The 22,499-nt window shown below is 34.1% G+C and carries 22 protein-coding genes; 15 read left to right on the forward strand and 7 right to left on the reverse strand.

The window, feature by feature from the left end:
* The first annotated feature begins 1 nt into the window (after position 1).
* Positions 2–1,642 (forward strand): FAD/NAD(P)-binding protein, encoded by a 1,641-nt coding sequence (locus Q0543_RS16580; protein WP_299255671.1) that lies wholly within the window; start codon positions 2–4, stop codon positions 1,640–1,642.
* Entirely contained in the window at positions 1,629–2,717 is a 1,089-nt protein-coding gene (locus tag Q0543_RS16585) for a hypothetical protein (protein WP_299255673.1), read from the forward strand. Before Q0543_RS16580 ends, Q0543_RS16585 begins: the two co-directional genes overlap by 14 nt.
* Positions 2,718–2,783: 66 nt before the next feature.
* Here the strand turns inward: Q0543_RS16585 and queA are convergent, their stop codons facing one another.
* Positions 2,784–3,830 (reverse strand): tRNA preQ1(34) S-adenosylmethionine ribosyltransferase-isomerase QueA, encoded by a 1,047-nt coding sequence (gene queA / locus Q0543_RS16590; protein ID WP_299255675.1) that lies wholly within the window; start codon positions 3,828–3,830, stop codon positions 2,784–2,786.
* Positions 3,831–4,056: 226 nt separating this feature from the next.
* The gene (locus Q0543_RS16595) at positions 4,057–4,626 is read right to left on the reverse strand and encodes a fasciclin domain-containing protein (protein ID WP_299255677.1); all 570 of its coding nucleotides are present in this window, start codon (positions 4,624–4,626) and stop codon (positions 4,057–4,059) included.
* 231 nt (positions 4,627–4,857) lie between these two features.
* Between Q0543_RS16595 and Q0543_RS16600 the strand changes: the two genes are divergently transcribed.
* Complete coding sequence (locus Q0543_RS16600) at positions 4,858–5,538, forward strand: class I SAM-dependent methyltransferase (protein WP_299255679.1); 681 nt, start codon at positions 4,858–4,860, stop codon at positions 5,536–5,538.
* 88 nt (positions 5,539–5,626) lie between these two features.
* Here Q0543_RS16600 and Q0543_RS16605 read toward each other — a convergent pair whose 3' ends face one another.
* The 3 genes from Q0543_RS16605 to recA all read right to left on the reverse strand — a co-directional run bounded on the left by Q0543_RS16605 (position 5,627) and on the right by recA (position 8,879).
* On the reverse strand, positions 5,627–6,037 hold the full coding sequence (locus tag Q0543_RS16605; protein WP_299255681.1) for a response regulator: 411 nt from the start codon (positions 6,035–6,037) through the stop codon (positions 5,627–5,629).
* Positions 6,034–7,527 carry an ATP-binding protein gene (locus Q0543_RS16610; protein ID WP_299255683.1) on the reverse strand — a complete coding sequence of 498 codons (1,494 nt, stop codon included), beginning with the start codon at positions 7,525–7,527 and terminating at the stop codon, positions 6,034–6,036. Before Q0543_RS16610 ends, Q0543_RS16605 begins: the two co-directional genes overlap by 4 nt.
* A 281-nt stretch (positions 7,528–7,808) precedes the next feature.
* Positions 7,809–8,879, reverse strand: coding sequence for a recombinase RecA (gene recA, locus Q0543_RS16615; RefSeq protein ID WP_299255685.1), 1,071 nt, complete (start codon positions 8,877–8,879; stop codon positions 7,809–7,811).
* 352 nt (positions 8,880–9,231) lie between these two features.
* On the opposite strand from recA, the gene Q0543_RS16620 reads away from it, so the two are divergent.
* From Q0543_RS16620 to tsf, 9 genes are all read left to right on the forward strand, one after another.
* A complete protein-coding gene (locus Q0543_RS16620; RefSeq protein WP_299255687.1) occupies positions 9,232–10,041 on the forward strand; it encodes a DUF3108 domain-containing protein in 810 nt (269 codons plus the stop codon).
* Positions 10,042–10,151: 110 nt separating this feature from the next.
* Complete coding sequence (locus tag Q0543_RS16625) at positions 10,152–11,495, forward strand: TlpA disulfide reductase family protein (protein WP_299255689.1); 1,344 nt, start codon at positions 10,152–10,154, stop codon at positions 11,493–11,495.
* A 3-nt stretch (positions 11,496–11,498) separates the two neighbouring features.
* On the forward strand, positions 11,499–12,185 hold the full coding sequence (locus Q0543_RS16630) for a response regulator transcription factor (RefSeq protein WP_299255691.1): 687 nt from the start codon (positions 11,499–11,501) through the stop codon (positions 12,183–12,185).
* Positions 12,186–12,197: 12 nt separating this feature from the next.
* A complete protein-coding gene (locus tag Q0543_RS16635; protein WP_299255693.1) occupies positions 12,198–13,253 on the forward strand; it encodes an ATP-binding protein in 1,056 nt (351 codons plus the stop codon).
* Positions 13,240–13,962: an RluA family pseudouridine synthase gene (locus Q0543_RS16640; RefSeq protein ID WP_299255695.1), complete on the forward strand. Its 723-nt coding sequence runs from the start codon at positions 13,240–13,242 to the stop codon at positions 13,960–13,962. Before Q0543_RS16635 ends, Q0543_RS16640 begins: the two co-directional genes overlap by 14 nt.
* Positions 13,963–14,055: 93 nt before the next feature.
* A complete protein-coding gene (rplM, locus tag Q0543_RS16645) occupies positions 14,056–14,499 on the forward strand; it encodes a 50S ribosomal protein L13 (protein WP_299255697.1) in 444 nt (147 codons plus the stop codon).
* Positions 14,500–14,510: 11 nt separating this feature from the next.
* Entirely contained in the window at positions 14,511–14,897 is a 387-nt protein-coding gene (gene rpsI / locus Q0543_RS16650) for a 30S ribosomal protein S9 (RefSeq protein WP_299255699.1), read from the forward strand.
* A 24-nt stretch (positions 14,898–14,921) separates the two neighbouring features.
* Positions 14,922–15,686 (forward strand): 30S ribosomal protein S2, encoded by a 765-nt coding sequence (gene rpsB, locus Q0543_RS16655; protein WP_299255701.1) that lies wholly within the window; start codon positions 14,922–14,924, stop codon positions 15,684–15,686.
* Between the two features lie 95 nt (positions 15,687–15,781).
* Positions 15,782–16,618 carry a translation elongation factor Ts gene (gene tsf, locus Q0543_RS16660; protein ID WP_299255703.1) on the forward strand — a complete coding sequence of 279 codons (837 nt, stop codon included), beginning with the start codon at positions 15,782–15,784 and terminating at the stop codon, positions 16,616–16,618.
* 68 nt (positions 16,619–16,686) lie between these two features.
* Here the strand turns inward: tsf and Q0543_RS16665 are convergent, their stop codons facing one another.
* Both Q0543_RS16665 and Q0543_RS16670 read right to left on the reverse strand, forming a co-directional pair.
* Positions 16,687–17,562 (reverse strand): leucine-rich repeat domain-containing protein, encoded by an 876-nt coding sequence (locus tag Q0543_RS16665; RefSeq protein ID WP_299255705.1) that lies wholly within the window; start codon positions 17,560–17,562, stop codon positions 16,687–16,689.
* A 135-nt stretch (positions 17,563–17,697) separates the two neighbouring features.
* The gene (locus tag Q0543_RS16670; protein WP_299255707.1) at positions 17,698–18,984 is read right to left on the reverse strand and encodes an aminopeptidase P family protein; all 1,287 of its coding nucleotides are present in this window, start codon (positions 18,982–18,984) and stop codon (positions 17,698–17,700) included.
* 43 nt (positions 18,985–19,027) lie between these two features.
* Between Q0543_RS16670 and Q0543_RS16675 the strand changes: the two genes are divergently transcribed.
* The 3 genes from Q0543_RS16675 to Q0543_RS16685 are packed head-to-tail and all read left to right on the forward strand — an operon-like array spanning position 19,028 to position 22,499.
* Entirely contained in the window at positions 19,028–20,584 is a 1,557-nt protein-coding gene (locus Q0543_RS16675; RefSeq protein ID WP_299255709.1) for a S8 family serine peptidase, read from the forward strand.
* A gap of 29 nt (positions 20,585–20,613) precedes the next feature.
* Positions 20,614–21,855: a pitrilysin family protein gene (locus Q0543_RS16680; protein ID WP_299255711.1), complete on the forward strand. Its 1,242-nt coding sequence runs from the start codon at positions 20,614–20,616 to the stop codon at positions 21,853–21,855.
* Positions 21,852–22,499, forward strand: coding sequence for an O-methyltransferase (locus Q0543_RS16685; protein ID WP_299255713.1), 648 nt, complete (start codon positions 21,852–21,854; stop codon positions 22,497–22,499). The genes Q0543_RS16680 and Q0543_RS16685 overlap by 4 nt, the downstream gene beginning before the upstream one ends.

Below are 22,499 nucleotides of genomic sequence, written 5' to 3' on the forward strand. Positions count from 1 at the left end.
GATGCGTCAATTTTCAAGAAAGAAATTTATCATTTTTATTATTCTAGGGATTTTTGCTATCCCATTAGTTGGGTATATATATCAATGGATAAAAAAGAAACTGTTGCATGTACCTATCCTTGGAGAAATTAAATCGGCTTCGTATAAAGTTGGACATCTACTTTGGAATACACCCTTTAAAAAGACAGATCGAATTCATGAAGTTAACGTAGTCATAATTGGTTCGGGAATTTCGGGATTAAGTGCAGCAAATGAATTGTTTAAAAAAGGCGAATCTAATTTTGTCATATTAGAGCTAGAGCCTACTGCTGGTGGCAATGCGCGCAATGGTGAAAATGTTGCTGGAAAATATCCATTTGGTGCACATTACTTGCCCTTACCGTCTTTGGAAATGAAAGAACTGATTGATTTTTTAAAAGAGATAGATGTGATTGAATCTTTTTCTGAAAATGGATTGCCCATCTATAATGAACAATATTTGTGTGCTGCACCAGAAGATCGCTTGTACATACATGGACACTGGCAAAGCGGCATTGTTCCCAATTTTGGATTAGCAGAAGACGATAAAAAGCAGATACGTAGATTCCAGTCTGAAATGAAAAGGCTGAAACATGTGAAGGGCTCCGATGGTTTATATGCATTTTCACTTCCACTAAAGAATTCTTCTAAAGATAAGACCTATGCCAATCTTGATGCAATATCCATGGAACATTATTTACGTAAAGAAGGATATACTTCGACGTATTTATATTGGTATGTGAATTATTGTTGCAAAGATGATTTTGGAACCTCGACAGAAGATACGTCCGCTTGGGCAGGCTTACATTATTTTTGTTCTAGAAGAGGAGTTGCAGCGAATTCAGAAGAACACGATCAATTAACTTGGCCGGAAGGAAATGCATGGTTAATGGAAAAATTAAAGCAGCCCATAGCTTCTAATATCCGTGTTGGTAATCTGGCCTATGAAGTGAATAAAAAAGGGGAGAGGTATGAAGTGGTAAGTCTAGATACTATAACGGGAAACGTAGAACAATGGAATTGCGCCAATATTATTTTTGCTTGTCCGCAGTTTGTAATCGGACATATACGCACCAATATTGCTGAATTGAAAAACCGATCATACGATGCATTCCATTACTCTTCTTGGATGGTTGGCAATCTATTGGTAAAAAATAATTTAATAGAAAAAGGCGGGGCTCCTTTGTCGTGGGATAATGTTATTTATAATAGTCCTGCCCTTGGCTATATAAATTCAAATGCACAATATGTGCAGAGACATCAACCAGAAATTAATCTAACCTATTACTATGCATTTGACGAAAAACAAATGAGTCGTAAGAAATTGCTACAAACAAGTCATGCAGAGTTGACACACATGATGCTTAACGATTTAAAGCAGGTGTACAGTGATATTGAGGGAAGCATTATTCGTTATGATGCGTTTATTTGGGGACATGCTATGATAAAGCCACAAGTGGGTTTTATTTGGGGAGAAGAAAAAAGAAAGGCATTAACACCTATATTAGGTTCCATTTATTTTGCTCATACAGATTTAAGTGGGATTTCTATTTTTGAAGAAGCTTTTTATCAAGGTATCACAGCTGCTACAGCGGTATTAAAAAAAGGCAATGCATCTAATTAAAAAACAAACGTGGATACATTCAGCTGCAGTTGATGGCTTGGGTATTTTGGCTTGGCCCTTTATTATTTTAGTATCTATCATTTTGTTTCCCCACTATTTTAATGAGCATGCAGACGTGAGTCCAATCGTTTGGATATTGATTGTGATGGGGGTTGATGTATCGCATGTATATAGTACACTATTTAGAACATATCTAGATCCAATAACCTATAAAAAGCATCGTTCATTTTTATTACTTGTGCCTCTTGTGGTATGGATTGCAGGTGTCATTTTCTATATATTCGGTTCACTCTTATTTTGGCGTATACTCGCTTATTTAGCCGTCTATCATTTTATTCGGCAGCAGTATGGATTTCTTAAAATTTATATGCGTACAGAGAATAAAAATGATTGGTTGTATACGTATACCATTTATGTGATGTATGCAATTACGAGTATTCCTATTTTAATTTGGCACTGTAGTCCCGATCGCATATTTGTATGGTTTGTAAAAAACGATTTTATTTCATTGAATTTTGAATTCATGGTTCCCTATTTCAAACTTTTATTGGCATTGATAATAGGCGTATATATTGTCTTTGAAATAGTTGAATCGTATAGACGAAAGTATCTTAATATTCCTAAAAATGTATTGCTCTTAGGGACATTTATTTCTTGGTATATGGGAATTGTATATTTCAACTCCGATTTAATATTTACGCTATTTAATGTAGTTTCACATGGTATACCCTATATGGTATTAATCTGGATTTATGGCTCAAAGAAATCGGGAGATACAGCAACACCACATTGGTACCGTCTTCTATTCAATTGGAAAGGAATAGTACTGTATTCCATGGTATTACTTGTGTTTGCATTTATTGAAGAAGGCCTTTGGGATTCATTGATTTGGAATGAACATCAAAACTATTTTGCCATTTTTAAGGACTTACCTTCAATCAATAATTCTATCTTATTATCCATTATAATCCCGTTGTTGTCAGTGCCACAAATAAGTCATTACATAATTGATGGCTATATTTGGAAGTTGAAAGATGATCGCTACAGTTGGAAAAAAGAAGTCTTGGATAGTTAAAAGCAAAGAAGCTCCTGAGTATATTCTCAGGAGCTTCTTTGCTTTATTACGTAACAATTTTTAATCTCAAATAATCAACATGACATCACCGTAACTTAAGAAATTATATTTTTCTTTAATTGCAGTTTTGTAAGCTTTAGTCATTAAATCATATCCACCAAATGCACAAGCCATCATATACAGTGTAGATTCAGGCATGTGAAAGTTTGTAATCATTGCATTTGCAATTTTAAAGTCATACGGAGGGAAGATAAAACGATCTGTCCAACCAGCATTCTCTTTCAAACGATTGCTTGCAGAAACAGAAGATTCCAATGCACGCATACACGTTGTGCCAATAGCACATACACGTTTTTTAGATTCCAATGCTTTGTTTACAACGCTTACAGTATCGGGTCCTACAATGAAGTTTTCAGAATCCATTTTGTGTTTCGTCAAATCTTCAACGTCTACTGTTCTGAAAGAACCCAAGCCAACATGCAATGTTAATGGAGTAAAGTTAATTCCTTTAATTTCCATACGTTTCATTACTTGCTTTGTAAAGTGCAAGCCTGCAGTTGGTGCAGCTACAGCGCCTTTTACTTCAGCGAATATTGTTTGGTAACGATCTTTATCTGCTTCTTCAACCGGACGTTTAATATAACGAGGTAGGGGAGTTTCGCCAATTGTTTCAATTATTTTTCCGAAATCTTCAGAGTTTCCATCAAATAAGAAACGAATCGTACGTCCACGAGATGTTGTGTTGTCAACAACTTCCGCTACTAAATCACTATCGCCAAAGTATAATTTATTACCTACACGGATTTTACGAGCAGGATCAACCAAAACATCCCAAAGATGTAATTCGGCATTCAATTCACGCAACAAGAATACTTCAATCTTTGCGCCTGTTTTTTCTTTATTACCATATAAACGCGCTGGGAAAACCTTGGTATTATTCATAACCATGATATCGCCTTCGTCGAAGTAATTGATAATGTCTTTGAAAATTTTGTGTTCGATGGTACCAGCTTTGCGGTTAATAACCATCATTTTTGCTTCGTCTCTGTTTGCAGCGGGGTGTTGTGCAACAAGTTCCGCCGGAAGGGCGAATTTGAATTCGGATAACTTCATTTAATATTACGGTATTAAATTTTAAATATAAAATAACAAGTCACAAAGATACGCATTTTTAGGGAGTAAAAGGTGTTTATTCCAGAATCTGTTATTAAGTATTTGAATTTGAGGGATTTTATAAAAAGGAAGAGTGAAGCTAATCTTATTACTAGAAATAAAAATAACGTGTAATTAGAACGATTACTCAATGAGCTATTGTTCTAATTACACGTTAAAAATACAATTACTTAGGTAACAATACAGAATCAATAACGTGTATTACACCATTTGATTGAATTACATCATAAGTAGAAATATTTGCGATGTTGCCTGATTCATCTTTTACAACAATGTTGTGTGCACCATTTTTCATAATTGTAAGTGTGCCACCGCTCACTGTTTTCAATGTAGCCATGCCTTTTCCAGCTGTAATTAATTTTTCTAAGGCTGCATAATCGTATTTTCCACTAACTACATGGTATGTCAATACTTTAGTAAGCGTTGCTTTGTTTTCTGGCTTCAGAAGTGTTGCAACTGTTCCTTCAGGCAAGTCTTCAAATGCATCGTTAACTGGTGCAAATACTGTAAATGGTCCTTTAGATTGCAATGTTTCTACAAGGCCTGCTGCTTTAACTGCGGCTACTAATGTTGTGTGCTTTTTAGAATTTACTGCATTTTCAATAATGTTTTTTGATGGATACATTGATTCGCCACCTACCAGTACCGTGTTATCCATTGTTTGTGCTTGAGAAGAAAAAACGATAGCTGATAAAGCAATACCTGCAGCAAGTGATTTTAAATTGATCGATTTCATAGGTGTATAGTTAAGTTTTTATAATTTGTGTATGTTAGATACGAACACATAACAGCAACTGGATGTTTAGAATTAAAAAATATATTTAAATATGTCGTTTGCAAAATAATATCGCTGTATTTAATATCTTCGGAAAGATAAAAGTAGATTTTTGTTTATTACAAAATAGCCTTACGAATCATTTATTGATACATTAATAGTATGTTACGCATTACTTAACCATAAATACGTGTGTTTAATAAACAATCAAATAATAGTAGATCAGTCGGGAAAGGTTTTGATCGGATTGCTTTTTTTTATGATAAGATGGCGGCTATCGCTTCTTTCAATCAAATCAATAAAAGTCAGCTTACTTTTATATCACATCTATCCACGCAATCACATTGCTTAATACTAGGCGGTGGTACAGGCGATTTTCTTCATCAATTATTAATAATAAATAAATCTGTAAAGATTACATATGTAGACGCGTCTGAAAAGATGATAGAATACTCTAAGCAACGTATTCTAAAGTACCTGCCTGCTGATTTGAACCGAGTAGATTTTATATGTGCAGATGTTGCAGATTTTAAATTTGAAACCTATGATGTGATTGTGTGCAATTATTTTTTAGATTTATTTGAAGATGAAATTGTTCAGGGGCTTTTGCAACAATTTTATTCAGCATTATCTCCAGACGGTATATTGTATGTTACAGACTTTGTTTTATATACTTCTCAATCCCTGCAGAGTTATATTTCCAAAATAAATTTATGGGTACTCTTTCATTTTTTTAGGTTAGCAACGTATTTGAAAACAAAGAGACTTGTAGATGTAGAGCAACAAATATTGTTAAATAAATTTAAAAGAATAATAAGAAAAAAGTTTTTGGGCGGAATGTTGCAGTCAATTATTTTTCAAAAAATGAATTAAGGTAACGGCCTTACGGATATACGAAATGTCTATATACGTAAGGCTTTTAGACGGTATGAGATATTCAGATTTTATTTTTTCAATAGTACTATTGAAAGTAACTTTCCATTATCTCACTAGCCATTTTAATAGATAGTGGCTTTACTCTAAAACCTGCAACTTCTTTGTATTGTTCTGCACGTTTTTTATGCTCGGGATTTATGGAAGTTGTGAGCATGATGAGTTTAATGTTTTCAATATAATCCTTAGGCAGTTTTGCATAATTTTCTAGAAACTCCCATCCATCCATGCCGGGCATGTTGATATCTAAAAAAATAAGTTCTGGTCTTTCTGGATCTGAAAGTACATTTTGCTCTAATAGGTCTAATGCTATACGTGCGCTTTGAATAGCAACAATTTCATTTGCACATTCAATTTTAGTTAAAATGATTTTATTGATGAAGTTAACCGCATCATCGTCATCAATTAACAAAATTTGGTTGAGTTTACTTACCGTCATACTGCTTTTTTAATGGTAAAAAAGAATGAGCTACCTTTGCCTTCTTGAGATTCTGCCCAAATGCTCCCTCCCAACAAATCTATAATTTTTTTACAATATGCCAAACCAATTCCAGATCCGCTATACTCTTTGGTATTATGTAGGCGTTGAAATAAGATAAATATTTTATCGGTATAGTTTGGATTAAAACCGATACCATTATCTGTAACTGTAAATTGGTGGAAATCGCCTTGTTCTGTGGTAGATATAAATATTATTGGAGGGATATTTTTTGATTTGAATTTCATTGCATTTTGAATCATATTTTGAAATATAATTCGAATATGAATGCGATTACATAAGAGTATGGGTAACGTGTTTTTTGATATAATCTGTGCTTGGTTTTCATGTATGCTTAATGAAAGATCATCAAGTACATCTTGTAAAACTTCATTGCAATCAACCTGCTCTTTCTCTGTGTCAAGACTCAATAAAGAATACTCCAATAATCCTGTGATTAGATTGCGCATGCGATTTGCAGCTTCATCTACAAACTTTAAGTACATTTTTCCATTTTCATCAATTTTGTCCGCATATTCTAATAAGAATAAATCGATGAAGCTAGACATACTACGCAAAGGCTCTTGTAAATCATGCGAAGTGATGTGTGCAAATTGTTCTAATTCTTTATTTTTGAGTGCGAGCTCGCGATTCGTATTCTTAATGATGTCGACAGATTTTTTTCGTTCGGTTATATCCGTATAAGTACCTAGCATACCAATCGTTTCACCTTTAATATTTATTAAAGGTGTTTTATTTGTTTCCAACCATGTAGCATCTCCAATTGCATTTAACTGAGTCTCTTCATAATTCAATTCTGCTTGTCCACTTTCAATTACACGCTTGTCTATTAATCTATAGAAGTCGGCTTCCTCTTTAGTCCAAGCCAATTCATAATCAGATTTTCCAATGATGTGTTTGTAATCTTCAAGACCTGCATCTACCGCAAATTTACTATTGCAACCTAAATAATTTAAATTGGTATCCTTCCAAAAAATACGAGAAGGAATGGTATTGAGTACCGTTTGAAACATTTTTTTTATTTCCAAAACGTCTTGCTCTAGTTTCTTGTCCTGTACTTCTCGAATAAAAAAGCAATGAACGTGTTTGGGTCCAAAATCTGTTCGGTTTTGGTAAGCTGTCACAATCGTTGGTATACGAGTGCCGTCTTGTTTGTGAAGGTATAGTTGTTGGACATATTTCTCGTCTATGTATTGAAAATAACCTCCAAATATGCTATTAAATTCTGCTTTAGAATCAACGTTGAATAAGGAGTGTAGTGACTGTCCAATAATTTTATTTAAGGGATACTGCGTTAGGGTGGAGAGTTTAGGACTAAAATCTAATACTGTGTTATCAATCGTATCTGTCAATACATATATATCATTAGAGAGCTCCAACATTTTGAAGGCTGTACTGGTTTTATCGAGTGATATGAGTTCTTTATTCATATTCGCTTTAAAAAATCGTTTTAAAAAGATATCGAATATAGAGTAAATTATTGAATCAATATCGGTTTTTTAGGAATTTGAATAGTTAATAGTGTTATAAAACAGATTGTATATAGGAGGTACTTTGAAAATAGAACAACAAAATTAAAATTAGCTAATGTTCCTAAGAGTATTAATTGTCGAAAATGGATGAATTTGCCATAAAAAAAGGCATCGATTCATTTCTGAATGCGATGCCTTTTGCCATGAGAAATTCCTGCGGTAGAATTCGCAGGGGAAGATTAAGCTTCTTCCTCTTCGAGTTCTTCTTCTTTAGATGCTTCCATGGCTGCGGGTGTTCCGCTTGCTTGCACTTTCTGACGAATTTTCGCTTCAATTTCGTCTTGCATGTCTGGATTATCAAGGAATATTGTACGTACCGAATCTCTTCCTTGTCCTAATTTTGTTCCATTGTAAGAGAACCAAGACCCAGCTTTGTTAATGATGCCTAATTCAACACCAAGGTCAATGATTTCACCAATTTTAGAAATACCTTCCCCATACATGATATCAAATTCAATCACTTTAAATGGAGGGGCCATTTTGTTTTTAACTACTTTAACCTTTGTACGGTTACCAGTAATGTTGTCAGCACTTTCTTTTATTTGCCCAATACGACGGATGTCTAAACGTACCGATGCATAAAATTTCAAAGCGTTACCACCTGTAGTTGTTTCAGGGTTACCGAACATTACACCAATTTTTTCTCTTAGCTGGTTGATGAATATGCAGCAACATCCTGATTTATTAATTGCACCCGTTAATTTACGTAAGGCTTGTGACATCAAACGTGCTTGTAAGCCCATTTTACTTTCGCCCATTTCGCCTTCAATTTCTGCTTTAGGCACTAAGGCTGCAACAGAGTCAATAACGATAATGTCAATTGCACCTGAACGTATTAAGTGTTCTGCAATCTCTAATGCTTGCTCACCGTTATCTGGTTGAGAGATTAGTAGATTAGTAGTATCGATGCCTAATTTTTCTGCATAACCTTTATCAAAAGCGTGTTCTGCATCAATAAATGCGGCAATACCACCTGCTTTTTGTGCTTCAGCAATACAATGCATGGATAAGGTTGTTTTACCAGAAGATTCTGGTCCGTATATTTCAACAATTCTACCTTTAGGTAAGCCTCCAATGCCTAAGGCAATATCAAGGCCTAAAGAACCTGTTGAAATGACAGGGACATCCATAACCACTTCGTCACTTAATTTCATTACGGTACCTTTACCGTATGTTTTTTCTAATTTGTCAATTGTAAGCTGAAGTGCTTTTAATTTTTCATTTGCTTGGTTTGGTGCAGTTTTACTCATGGCAATGTTTTTTTACTGATTGTTTGAAATGTTGTTATCAGATATGCTAGGAAGAAATATTCTACTCTTTCATCTTAACTGTCAAATAACGCCGATTACTTAACCGACGATACAAACCTACAAAATGCTAAAATAATTAGCAAGATAATTACTAATTATTTTAGCATTTTTATCTAAAATAATTTTATCTTGCTAAGATACAAACTTTTAGTATAAGCCATATTTGGATTTATCAACATCTATTTTTGAAAGATTAAGCAGTATTTCTGCAAAAAAAAAGGTATATTATATGTTATATTAAATTATTGGTATGCGATTTGTATATCAATACATATATTTAAAATATACCCTTATGAAACGCTTGACTATTCTTTCAATCATATTATTTACTATAACGTCTTTTGCCTACGAAACGCAAGCTCCTCAATCTACGGTTTCAGCATATGGTCCAAAAGAAGCATTGTTATATAAATTGCATTATGGGTTTATCAATGCAGGAGAGGCACGTATTGAGGTAGATCCTACCTTATATTTTATAAATAATAAAGTTTGTTATAAAACAGCTGTTATTGGGACTACTACCGGAACCTTTGATTTGGCTATGCACGTACGTGATCAATGGACGAGTTATATCGATACGGCTACAAAAATTCCTCAACGAAGCTTACGTGATATTGAAGAAGGAAACTACAAATTAAAAGAAATGGTAATGTTTGATTATGCCAATAAAAAGGCAAATGTGATTCGGGAAAGTGGCAAAACCTTAGACAAATCTACTGCTAGTTATTCTATTTCTCACAATATTCAAGACATCGTAAGTGGTGCGTATTATTTGCGTACATTAGATTATTCGAAAATGGCTGTCGGTACGAATATTAATCTGCAAGCATTCTTTGAAGATAAATTATATGACTTTACAGTACGTTATGCAGGTAAAGAACGTGTAAAGACGAGTTATGGATATATTAATGCCATTAAAATCCAACCTGTAATGCCTGATAACGAAATGTTTGATGGTGGTAACTCCATACGTATGTGGTTATCAGACGATGCCAATAAAATTCCCGTTAAGATTGAAGCGGATATGTTTATTGGTAAAGTGGAGGTAGACTTGAAAAAGTTTTCAGGATTAAAACATCCAATTGTATTTACAAAAAAATAAGTTTTCTAAAATTATATTTGTATTACCCGTAGATTAAGGAATTGTTAATATTGATCAATTCACTTAATTTACGGGTAATTTCTATTTTATTATATATAAATTTGATTCGCATGAAATACCTTAAACGAGTTTCTCTTTCTTTACTAGCACTATTATCAGTGGTATGCCTAGTTCAGGCTAAGCCTGTAATAATAAAAGGAAAGCTTACACCGTCTAATAACTCAACTATTTATTTATATAAATATCTAGGAAATACAATTACTGTATTTGATTCTGCCAAAATAAAAGCAGGTGTTTTTGAGTTTAAATACAATGAACCTATTGCAATAGGGTTTTATAAGATAGGTTTTGATAAGGAATCTGCTTTCACTATCGTTGCGGGTTCTGAGAGTATGGTGATTTCAGGTAATTTGGACATTGAGCGTAGCATCACAATTTTAGATTCCAAAGAGAATGAAGAATATGCATTATATCGCAACCTGAATAAAATACAAGCAGCGCAAAATGCTGCTCTAAATAAAACAGCTCAAGATTTGCAAAAACAACCAGGGATGACGGAAGAGCTGTTTAATCAATATATTGAAGTGTTGAAGGCTAAAAGTGATTCGTCTAATGCTGTATATAATGTGCAAATGGAAAACCTTGCTAAGCAATATCCAAACATGTTTATGACGAAGGTAATTAACATGTTTATGTTTGAAGGTAAAACGGCTGAGACATTCTTTGGACCAGATGAATTTACAGACAAACAATATGCTGCAGGTGATATGCTCTATTCTAAAGTCCAGAATTATTTTCAATACATGGTTCCTCAAGATATAAACTCTTGGAAAGCCGCTGCTGAAAAATTAGTTAGTGCTTGTCCTCCAGGTTCGGATAATAGACAGGTTGTATACTCCTCTATCATACCCTTATTTACCCAAAATGATTTGCAATATACCAAACAGTTGTGTAATCGATTTATAACAGAATATCCAAATTCTTTAGAGGCGAAACAACTTAAAGAGCAATTGCCCAAAGGTGCATCAACTGTTGGGGAGCCTGTTCCAGAACTATCTTTAATGGATGCTTCAGGTAAAATCATTTCCTTAAGTTCGCTGCGAGGTAAAGTTGTGTTGATTGATTTCTGGGCATCTTGGTGTGGGCCTTGTAGGGGAGAGAATCCAAATGTAGTAGCTGCTTATAATCAATATAAAGATAAAGGATTTACGGTATACAGTGTTTCCTTAGATAATAACAAAGATCAATGGCAAGCTGCAATTTTAAAGGATGGATTGGCATGGACAAGCCATGTCTCAGATTTGAAAGGATGGCAGTCTGACGCTGCAAAATTATACGGAGTAAAAGGTATACCAGCAACGTTTTTAATTGATAAAGAAGGAGTGCTTGTAGCGACCAACCTACGCGGTGAAGAGTTGAATGCTAAATTGGCTGAATTATTAAATAAACCATAAGAAATGAAAACGAATAATCGTATTTTAGTAGTAGATGATGAGGAAGATATAGTTGAGTTGCTCGAATATAATCTTACGAAAGAAGGCTACGATGTTCGTACAGCCAATACCGGCTTAAAAGCAATCGAAGAAGCAAAGGATTTTTTACCGCAACTTATTTTGATGGACATCATGATGCCTAAAATGGATGGGGTTGAAGCGTGTCGGAAAATAAGAGAAATTCCTAAGTTGAAAGAAACTTATGTTATTTTTTTAACAGCACGTTCGGAAGAGTTTTCTGAGATTGCAGCTTTTGATGCGGGTGCTGATGATTTTATTACTAAGCCAATTAAACCTAGAGCACTAATTAGTAGGGTGTCTGCTTTTTTTAGGAGAGGGATAAAAATAACCACCGAAAAAGAACGTGTTGTAATTAAAGATTTAATTATTGATCGTTCAAGTTATACGGTAATGCAAGGTGCCAATAAAATAATACTGCCGAAGAAAGAATTTGAATTGCTTTATTTTCTAGCTAATAAGCCAAATACTGTTTTCAATAGAGATGAGTTATTGAAAAATATTTGGGGTACAGATGTCTATGTTGTTGCACGAACTGTTGATGTGCATATACGAAAAATTAGAGAAAAAATTGGAGACGATTACATCACAACAATTAAAGGAATCGGATATAAGTTTGCAATCGACGAATAATAAAAAAACAATTTGATAACCCATCCCAAAAATGTCGCACTTTTTATTGGTGTATTTGTAACACTACTTGTAGGGGTTATGCTCTATGCCTTCTCCGTTATACCAAGCCTTCATAATTGGCAGCTTTTATTAGCTGTTATCTTTATTGTTATTACAGGGGCGAGTTATGTATTATTAAATATAACCTTGTATAAAGAGTTGGATACAATTTCCGATTTATTAAAACCTTATAAGAAGAAGGCTGAAAACCCTGCACGTAATATTTATATAAATACAACAGATCCAATCGTAAAAATTAAAAAAGAATTGTCAGATTTTGCGGTACAAAAACAACGCGAAATTGAAGAATTAAAAAAACTTGAAACATTTAGAAGAGAATTTTTGGCCGATGTTTCTCATGAATTAAAAACACCATTATTTGCTGCACAAGGTTTTGTGCATACTCTTTTAGAAGGCGCCATGGAGGATATTAAGGTTCGAGATCGTTTTCTGCAAAAGGCAGCCTATAGTTTAGACGGACTGAATGTATTAATCGAAGACTTAATTACGATTTCACAACTTGAAATCGGAGAAATAAAAATGCATTTTCAGAGTTTTGATATCCATAAATTAGCCGAAGATATCTTTGAACAATTAGAAGATGCGGCCTCAAAGCGTGGATCTAAACTTAAATTTTATAAATATTCTCCTAAATCTTGTTATGTTTTTGCCGATAAATTAAGGATTGGACAAGTAGTTACAAATCTGTTAGTCAATGCAATAAAGTACGGAAGAGAGAATGGAATTATTTTGTTTTCATGTTCAATAGAAGGAGAGTCTGTACTTATTTCTGTAAAAGATGATGGTCCTGGTATAGAAGAGACACATTTAAATCGTATTTTTGAACGGTTTTATCGCGTAGAAAAAAGCCGATCCAAAGATCAAGGTGGTTCAGGATTGGGTTTAGCGATTGTAAAACACATACTCGAAGCGCATGATTCTAGAATCAGCGTATTGAGTAAATTAAATCAGGGAACGGAATTTCAATTCCGTTTAAAGAAAGGAAAAGTAATAAATGAAAAAGGTTGATATTAAAGATTGGATCATTTTTGAAAACGATGATTACTTTTTTATTAATAAACCTCCTCATATATCTTCTTTAGATGAACGTACAGGAGGTACTATAAGTGTACTTAGGTTAGCGAAAGAATATTGGCCAGATGCCCAGCTATGTCATCGTATCGATAAAGAAACATCAGGTGTATTGGCGATTGCAAAGAACCCTGAGTCATATCGACATTTATCGATGCAATTTGAAGCCAGAAATGTGACTAAAGAATATCACGCTGTAGTGAATGGTACGCATGATTTGGATGGAGTTGATGTTTTTTTGCCTATATTAGCATTACCAATTGGAGTTGTTAAAATTGATAAAGCAAAAGGTAAGATTGCAGAAACCATTTTCTTTACTATTCAAGCATTTAAAGTTGCAACGTTGGTAAGGTGTATTCCTATTACAGGTCGCATGCACCAAATCCGAATTCACCTTTCTCATTTAGGTGCTCCTATAGTAGGAGACGAAACATATGGGGGAAAACCACTGTTTCTTTCAGAAATTAAAAGAAAAAAATTTAATTTGAAAAAAGATTCTGAGGAACGCCCCTTAATGCAGAGATTTGCATTACATGCTAATTCTCTGATATTTACAGATATTAATGAGCAGATTTTAGATATAAAAGCACCTTATCCGAAGGATTTTAGTGTGCTTGTAAAGAAATTAGAAGAGTATTCTTCATGATTTCTTTGAACTAGGTTTGCATTTAATTTTATAAACAGGTATCTTTGTATCCCTTTTTGAATTGAAGGGCGAATTATTTATTGATTAAAGAAAATGGATAGCATTAGCTACAAAACAACATTTGCAAACAAAGCTACAGTTCAGAAGAACTGGGTGATAGTTGATGCAGAAGGTAAAACACTAGGTCGTTTTGCCAGCCAAGTTGCGATGATTTTAAGAGGAAAGAATAAGCCTTCTTATACTCCACATGTAGATTGTGGTGACCATGTCATCATTATCAACGCTGAGAAAATTCGTTTAACTGGTAACAAAATGAATGACAAAGTATATACAACACATACAGGTCATCCAGGTGGACAACGTTTTCAAACACCAAAAGAAACATTAGCAAAATATCCTGAAAGAGTTCTAGAAAGAGCGATTAAAGGTATGTTGCCAAAAAATCGTATCGGTAGAGAATTATTCAGACAATTACATGTGTTTGAAGGAACTCAACACCCGCACGAAGCACAACAACCAAAAGTTATTCAACTGTAATTATTGTTTAGATGGAAGTATTAAACGCCATTGGAAGAAGAAAGACGTCTGTAGCTCGCGTTTACCTGCAATCAGGTAAAGGTGCTATTGTAGTAAACGGTCTTGATTTCAAAACATATTTTAAAACGGAACCCCTTCAAATATCTGTTGAGAGCCCTCTTAACTTATTATCTGAAGCCGGAAAATATGATATCAGAGTAAATGTACAAGGCGGTGGTGTTACTGGCCAAGCTGAAGCAATCCGTTTAGGTATTGCTCGTGCACTTGTATTAGTAAATAGTGAATTTAAATCTCCTTTGAGAAAAGAAGGTTTGATGACTAGAGATTCTCGTATGGTAGAACGTAAGAAATACGGTAAGAGAAAAGCTCGTAAAAGATTCCAATTCAGTAAACGTTAATATTTCTCTCTATTTTATAATACGATGGCTAAGAAAATCGAATATAAAGACTTATTGGATGCAGGCGTTCACTTCGGTCACCTTACACGCAAGTGGAATCCAAAAATGGCACCATATATCTTCATGGAGAAGAATGGTATACATTTAATTGACTTAAATAAAACAATCGTTTGTTTAAACGAAGCTAATGCGGCACTTAAAACGATCGTTCGTTCAGGACGTAAAGTTTTATTCGTTGCTACAAAAAAACAAGCTCAAGAGGTTGTTACAGCAGAAGCAAAAAGATTGAAAATGCCTTTCGCAACAGAACGTTGGTTAGGTGGTATGTTGACAAACTTCGCAACAGTTCGTAAATCATTGAAGAAAATGTCTTCAATGGAGAAAATGATGAAGGATGAAGCTTACATCTCTTTAAACAAAAAGGAAAGACTTGTATTGTCTCGCGAGAAAGATAAACTTGAAAAAGTTTTAGGTGGTATCGCTGATTTGACTCGTTTACCTGCTGCATTATTTGTTGTGGATGTTAAAAAAGAACACATTGCTATCGCTGAAGCAAAAAAATTAGGTATTCCTGTTTTTGCTATTGTTGATACAAACTCTGATCCAACAATCGTGGATTTCCCAATCCCTGCAAACGATGATGCATTTAAATCTATCTCTATCTTAACGCACTCTGTCGGTCAAGCAATTGAAGAGGCATTGTCTGAAAGAAAAAGAGAAAAAGATGATCAAAAAACAAAAGAAGACGAAGAATCAAAAAAGGCTGCTGATAAAGCTGAGATTCAATAATCTGTTTTCTAAATCATATTAAAAATTGAACATTGGTCTCCAATGTTCAATTTTTTTTAAAATTAAATCAATTCATAACCATAAAACATTTAATCATGTCAACAATAACGGCAGCTGAAGTTAATAAGCTTAGAACAATGACCGGAGCAGGTATGATGGATTGCAAAAAAGCTCTTACTGAATCAGGTGGAGATTTTGAAGCAGCTATTGACATTCTTCGTAAAAAAGGACAAAAAGTATCTGCAGCACGTGCAGAAAACGTTACTTCTGAAGGAATCGTTGCAATTACGATTTCTAAAGATGGTAAAAATGGCAAATTAATTGCACTTGCTTGCGAAACAGAACCCGTTTCTAAAGTAATTGATTTTAAAAATTTATCAGAAGCAATAATGAATGTTGCTGTTGCTAAAAATCCTAAAACAACAGAAGAACTTTCTGCTTTAGCTTTAGCTGATGGTCGTACTGTTCACGATCACATCATTGACCTTACAGGTAAAATTGGTGAAAAAGTAGCTATTACTTCTTATGTATCTATGGACGGCGAACAAGTTGTTCCTTATGTTCACTCTAATGGTAAATTGGGTGTAATGGTTGCATTGAAAAATACAGGCGGAAAAGATTGCTCTGAAGCTGGTAAAGATGTAGCAATGCAAGCTGCTGCAATGAAGCCAATTGCTTTAGATAAAGATGGTGTTGATCCAAGTGTTGTAGAGCGTGAAATTGAAATAGGTAAAGAACAAGCTAGAACTGAAGGTAAGCCAGAAGCAATGCTTGAAAAAATTGCTCTAGGTAAATTGAATAAATTCTACAAAGATAATACGTTGTTAAATCAAGAATTTGTAAAAGACAATTCTAAAACAATTTCTCAAATGTTAGATACATACCAAAAAGGTTTGACAGTATCTGAATTTGCGCGTATTGCTTTAGCTTAATTCTTTTAAAGACATAAAAAAACCGACTTATTAATTTAAGTCGGTTTTTTTATGTTCTTTTTTATTGATTACTCAAATGTGATATCCGTATTTGGTAATAACGTTTTAATGCGTTGTTGTTCTTTCGAAGAAATTTCATTTCCAACAAGTACAAGTTTTTTCAACTTCTTCATATATGCTACCTCAGATGGTAATACAGTAAGCATGTTTAATGCTAAATCCAAGGTCTCAAGTTCTGTTAAGGAACCAACGTTTGTTGGTAACGATTTCAAACCGTTTTGTCTTAATGTTAATGTTTGCAGATGTTTTAAATTTCCAATTTCGGCAGGTAATGAAGAAAGTAAATTTTTATTTAAATTTAATTCTTTCAGCTCTGTTAATTTGCCAATAACTGGTGGTAAAAGTGTTAATCTATTGCTGCCTAAATCCAAAGAAATTAATTTATCTAAATGAGTCCAAGATTGAGAAAGTGTTGTTAGTTTGTTATTGAACATGTTCAATTTAACTAAGTAATGTAAATTTTCAACGTTTGCAGGCAAATCAGTTAAAACTTGAGAGCTAAAGTCTGCACAGTATACAATTTCAGGCTCTACAAAAGCAGCTTCCATATTGAAGCATTCACCTGTACACAATTCATTTATTTTATCAGATGCTTCTTCTTTTCCATAAACCATGGAATAAATCAAGTCTGAACATAATTCAGAACTTTCAAAGCCCATTTTCTTACCAAGTAACTCCTTAGAATACGCTCTATAATAATAGGCGTCTCCAAATTTTGGATTTAAGCTAATAGCGTTCGTGAAATCGCCAATTGCTTTAATATAATCCTTTTGATTTAAGCTAGTTAAGCCAGTATCGTAATAGTTCTTAGCATCAGGTTGATTAAAGGATGTTCCTAAAAACAAAAGCGCTAAAATCGTACAGTATGGTATAATTCTTTTCATGGTATTTACGGTTTGTTAAGAAAAAAAAAGATGATTTTGATTCTTAAGTAATCTTTTAAACGGGCGTTATACTCCTTAGGTTGTTAATTTTTGGATTAAATTTGATTGAAATAGTTAGAATTTATAACATTCAAACTATGAAAGCATTACCGATTCTATATCTTCTAATTCAAGTGGGATGTGGGCCATTAAATCCACGTTTCCATCCTTAACTACCAATATATCATTTTCTAAACGAATACCAATTGCTTCGTTGGGAATGTATATTCCGGGCTCTAATGTTACAATCATGCCTTCTTTTAAGGGGGCATTTTTTATATGTACGTCGTGTACATCCAATCCTAAATGGTGCCCAAAGCCGTGCATAAAATATTTTCTATAAGCCAAATTTCCATTTGGTAGGGCAACCTCTTCTTTACTTAACAAACCCAATGATATTAGTTGAGTTGTTGTGAATTCTCCTGTTGCTTTGTTTAATTCCTGTAGTGTAATACCAGGTTTAATCAGTTTTTTGACCGCTTTAAAGATCGTTAATACGGAAGTATATACTTCTTTTTGTCGCGGATTGAATTTGCCATTTACTGGTACTACACGAGTCATGTCTGAGGCATAATTGCCATATTCCGCAGCAAAATCCATTAAAATCAATTCTCCATCCTTACATATATTATCATTTTGAATATAATGTAATACGCAAGCATTTTTGCCGGAAGCAATTATTGGTTGGTAAGCATGTCCTCTTGACCCATTGCGTATAAATTCATAAATAATATCTGCCTCAATTTCATATTCCTTTATTCCAGGTTTAATTGTTTTAAGGATACGTTCAAACGCATTTTTCGTGATGTTACACGCTTTCTGAATTGCTTCGATTTCTTGTGGTTCTTTTTGACTTCTTAATTCATTTGTAATAGGTGCCAACCGCATGTATTGGTGTAGAGGATACTCTTTTTGGCATTGTTTAATGAACCGGTCGTTTCGGGTGTCTATGATTTTTTTAGCTCTGCCATGTTCGTTCTGGTTGCAATAAATCGTTGTGGCATCATACATCAGTTGCTTAAGGATGTCATCAAATTCATGAAACCAAAAAATAGTTTCGATTCCAGATAGCGTCCTTGCTTCAGATTTTGTGAATTTATGACCTTCCCAAATTGCTAAGTGTTCATTTGTCTCTAATATAAAGAGCATCTCTCTATATTTAGGATCTAAAGCATTTGGGAAAAGCAATAAAATAGTATCTTCTTGGTCGATGCCTGAAAAATAAAATAAATCATTGTTTTGTCTAAAGGGCAATGTTCCATCGGCATTGGTGGGATAAATGTCATTCGAATGAAAAACAGCAATCGAATTCGGAACTAATTTTGCTACTAATTTACTTCTATTAAGAATAAATAAGCTATTATCGATGGGGGTGTATTTCATTTTCCTTAAATTTATAGTTGAAGCAATTAATAAATCAACGTATATGCAAACGATTCAGCGTGCTATTCTTGTAATCTCCTTTATTATAGCAATATTCTTTAAAGGAAATGCGCAAATACAAAAGTATTGGATTTCTTTTAAAGATAAAGAAATATCGGGCTATAATTATAAAGATAATTTAAGTGCACAAACAATTATAAATAGAACACATTTTAATATTCCTTTATATCAATACAGTGATATCCCAGTTACACACGCGTTTATTTCAACATTGAATAAAATGAATGTGGGTATTGTTGCAACATCAAAGTGGCTCAACGCGGTTACTGCATATTTAGATCCGCAACAGGTTGCACAAATTGAAAAGTTATCGTTTGTTCGTTCGGTTGATATCGTTACTACCTATATGGTTGCAAGTTCTACTAAGATAGAAGTAACGCCTGAATTGATGCATACTGCAATGAAGCAAATGAAGGCGAAATCATTTACTTCAAATGGTATAGATGGCACCAACATGAAAATTGGAGTGATTGATGCGGGGTTTCATAAATTACAAGAAGACCCTGCAACAAGTTATTTGGTAAGAGACAAAAAGATATTAGCTCAAAGAGATTTTATAGATCCTACCAGAACGGATTTGATTTCAAAAGCTGCAACCTCATCCGACGATCACGGTCGCATGGTAGTGCGAATGATTGCTGGATATGACACAACACTGAAAGCGCAATATGGTATGGCTGTCAATGCTTCTTTTTATTTGGCACGTACTGAAAATGGTGATAGAGAATATCGTGGTGAAGAAGATATGTGGATCATGGCCTTGGAATGGATGGATAGTATTGGTGTACGCTTAATCACAACATCTTTAGGGTATGCTACGAAGATGGATGACCCGAATGATAATTACAAGCAATCAGAAATGGATGGTAAGACTGCTCGTATTACGAAGGCTGCACAAATTGCAGTATACGATAAAGGAATCTTTATAACAGTTTCGGCAGGCAATGAAGGAGATACAAATTGGCGCATTATTTCAGCACCTGCAGATGCAGAAGGAGTATTGTCGATTGGTGCAACACGATCTGCTACATGGGATCGAATTTCATATAGTAGTATTGGGCCTGCAGATTTGCCTTATTTAAAACCCAACGTTTCATGCTTTTCACCAAATGGAACATCTTTCTCATGCCCAGCCATTGCGGGTTTTGTTGCATGCTTAATGAATAACGATACAACCTTAACCAATCTTCAGTTGAAGGATATTGTACAGAAATCTGCACATATGTACCCCTATGGAAATAATTTTATTGGGTATGGAATTCCGCAAGCGGATAGAGCGTTAGTGCTTTCAAAAGATACTGCTGCAACTTTTGGGAATATTACGGAGTTGCACATTTCTAAAAAGGTGTTTAAATATACCTTTGAAAAAAGTATCACTGTTCAGTTAGTCGTATTTAATAAAAAGAATGCTACGATTGTAATCAATCAAGATCTTGTGAGTGTTAAAAAAGGAAAATTGAAAATTAAACGTCCTAAGGATGCAGCTCGAACTACTGTTGTTGCAGAAACATTTTCAACGATTGAGATTATTTGGGAATAAAACAATAACAGACCGATTTAAGAATCAGCATGCTAAAAGAATTTAATGTTTATCAATATCCAAATGGAATAACGTTGTTGCACAAACAAGTTACTTCCACACGCATTGCGCATTGCGGATATATTTTTGATGTAGGAAGTAGAGATGAGCATATAAAAAATCAAGGGCTTGCTCACTTTTGGGAGCACATGGCTTTTAAAGGGACTGAAAAAAGAAAAACTTTTCAAATTTTAAGTAAGCTGGAAGAGGTGGGTGGCGATTTAAATGCCTATACAACCAAAGAAAAAATTTGGTTTCACGCGTCCTTACCCTTTAATCATTTAGATCGGGCAGTAGATATTCTTACCGATATCTCTTTTTATTCCACGTTTCCTGAAAAAGAAATAGAGAAAGAAAAGAAAGTAGTATTGGAAGAAATGCATATGTATGCGGATAGTCCTGAAGATGCTATTCAAGACGAATTTGAATCTGTAATTTTCCCAAACCATTCTTTAGGATATAATATTTTAGGTACAGAGAAAACGCTTTACTCTTTTAAGAAAGAAGATTTAATAAAATTCTTAAAAAAGAATGTAGATACAAGTCGCGTGGCTTTTGTGGTGCTGTCTCCGCATTCTTTTTCAGAAGTTAAAAGTATAACAGATTCGTATCTTTCACATATTAAGCCGCATCATATTCTAAAGGAAAGAGAGAAAAATAAAGGCTTTAAACCGTCAACAATAATAAAAAGTATTGATGCCTCGCAAACACATTGTATCATTGGTGGTTTGGGATTAAATATCAAAGAAGAGCGTCGATTGGGTTTATTTTTATTATCAAATCTTTTGGCTGGTCCTGGTATGACATCCATGCTTAATATGGCTATGAGAGAGAAAAAAGGATATGTATATAATATTGATTCTAATTTTACCTCTTATACCGATACAGGTTTATTCAGCTTTTACTTTGCAACAGAAGCGAAGCAATTTGAAAAAGCCTTAGACGTTTTTCATAAAGAGCTTGAAAAAGTACGGGAAAAACAATTAAGTACCATCCAATTGCATAAGCTTAAGGAGCAGATAAAAGGCCAATTAATAATGGCTGAAGAGAACAATAGTAATTTTATGCAGATGATGGGTAAAAGTTATTTAGACTTCGGGAAGATTGATTCGTTTGAGCAGATTGTCCGAAAAATTGATGGCATACAATCAAAAGAAATTATTGATTTGGCAAATCAATTAATGAATCCGAATAAAATGAGTAAGCTTATTTACGAACCTGAAGTAAAATGATAGACATTACAAACCCTGTCATTGAAGAATATATTACGGCACATTGTTCGGTAGAATCTGATTTACTTAAAAAAGTAAATAGAGAGACCTATGCCAATGTATTAATGCCGCGCATGCTTTCGGGGCATTATCAAGGTCGTGTGTTGTCGATGCTATCCTTTATGATACGTCCGAAGCGCATACTTGAAATCGGTACCTTTACAGGCTATTCGGGCCTGTGTTTGGCAGAAGGCTTGCCGGAAGGAGCAGAACTTATTACCATCGATATCAATGAAGAATTAGAGGATAGAGTTAGAGGGTACTTTACCCTGTCAAATAAATCACGTTCTATTTCTTATTTAATTGGTGATGCAACAAAAGTTGTATCAAGTTTAGAAGGGATGTTTGATATGGTTTTTATAGATGCCGATAAACATAATTATTTAACCTATTACGATTTGGTATTTGATATGGTACCTTCTGGAGGTTTTATTTTGGTAGACAATACTCTTTGGAATGGTAAGGTTGCAATACCCGAAGTGTTGGCTAAGGATAAGGATACTAAAAATCTTCATGCATTTAATACCTTTATTGCAAACGACACCCGAGTAGAAAATGTAATTTTGCCTGTTCGAGATGGCATTACACTTATTAGAAAAAAATAA

It is taken from the genome of uncultured Cytophaga sp. (assembly GCF_937863595.1).
Taxonomy (GTDB): domain Bacteria; phylum Bacteroidota; class Bacteroidia; order Cytophagales; family Cytophagaceae; genus Cytophaga.

Excerpts from the sequence above, each read along its gene's own strand:
- Q0543_RS16580 (WP_299255671.1), top strand. The coding sequence starts at position 2 with ATGCGTCAATTTTCAAGAAAGAAATTTATCATTTTTATTATTCTAGGG.
- Q0543_RS16585 (WP_299255673.1), top strand. The coding sequence starts at position 1,629 with ATGCATCTAATTAAAAAACAAACGTGGATACATTCAGCTGCAGTTGAT.
- queA (WP_299255675.1), bottom strand. The coding sequence starts at position 3,830 with ATGAAGTTATCCGAATTCAAATTCGCCCTTCCGGCGGAACTTGTTGCA.
- Q0543_RS16595 (WP_299255677.1), bottom strand. The coding sequence starts at position 4,626 with ATGAAATCGATCAATTTAAAATCACTTGCTGCAGGTATTGCTTTATCA.
- Q0543_RS16605 (WP_299255681.1), bottom strand. The coding sequence starts at position 6,037 with ATGACGGTAAGTAAACTCAACCAAATTTTGTTAATTGATGACGATGAT.
- Q0543_RS16610 (WP_299255683.1), bottom strand. The coding sequence starts at position 7,527 with ATGAATAAAGAACTCATATCACTCGATAAAACCAGTACAGCCTTCAAA.
- recA (WP_299255685.1), bottom strand. The coding sequence starts at position 8,879 with ATGAGTAAAACTGCACCAAACCAAGCAAATGAAAAATTAAAAGCACTT.
- Q0543_RS16620 (WP_299255687.1), top strand. The coding sequence starts at position 9,232 with ATGAAACGCTTGACTATTCTTTCAATCATATTATTTACTATAACGTCT.
- Q0543_RS16625 (WP_299255689.1), top strand. The coding sequence starts at position 10,152 with ATGAAATACCTTAAACGAGTTTCTCTTTCTTTACTAGCACTATTATCA.
- Q0543_RS16630 (WP_299255691.1), top strand. The coding sequence starts at position 11,499 with ATGAAAACGAATAATCGTATTTTAGTAGTAGATGATGAGGAAGATATA.
- Q0543_RS16640 (WP_299255695.1), top strand. The coding sequence starts at position 13,240 with ATGAAAAAGGTTGATATTAAAGATTGGATCATTTTTGAAAACGATGAT.
- rplM (WP_299255697.1), top strand. The coding sequence starts at position 14,056 with ATGGATAGCATTAGCTACAAAACAACATTTGCAAACAAAGCTACAGTT.
- rpsI (WP_299255699.1), top strand. The coding sequence starts at position 14,511 with ATGGAAGTATTAAACGCCATTGGAAGAAGAAAGACGTCTGTAGCTCGC.
- rpsB (WP_299255701.1), top strand. The coding sequence starts at position 14,922 with ATGGCTAAGAAAATCGAATATAAAGACTTATTGGATGCAGGCGTTCAC.
- tsf (WP_299255703.1), top strand. The coding sequence starts at position 15,782 with ATGTCAACAATAACGGCAGCTGAAGTTAATAAGCTTAGAACAATGACC.
- Q0543_RS16665 (WP_299255705.1), bottom strand. The coding sequence starts at position 17,562 with ATGAAAAGAATTATACCATACTGTACGATTTTAGCGCTTTTGTTTTTA.
- Q0543_RS16670 (WP_299255707.1), bottom strand. The coding sequence starts at position 18,984 with ATGAAATACACCCCCATCGATAATAGCTTATTTATTCTTAATAGAAGT.
- Q0543_RS16675 (WP_299255709.1), top strand. The coding sequence starts at position 19,028 with ATGCAAACGATTCAGCGTGCTATTCTTGTAATCTCCTTTATTATAGCA.
- Q0543_RS16680 (WP_299255711.1), top strand. The coding sequence starts at position 20,614 with ATGCTAAAAGAATTTAATGTTTATCAATATCCAAATGGAATAACGTTG.
- Q0543_RS16685 (WP_299255713.1), top strand. The coding sequence starts at position 21,852 with ATGATAGACATTACAAACCCTGTCATTGAAGAATATATTACGGCACAT.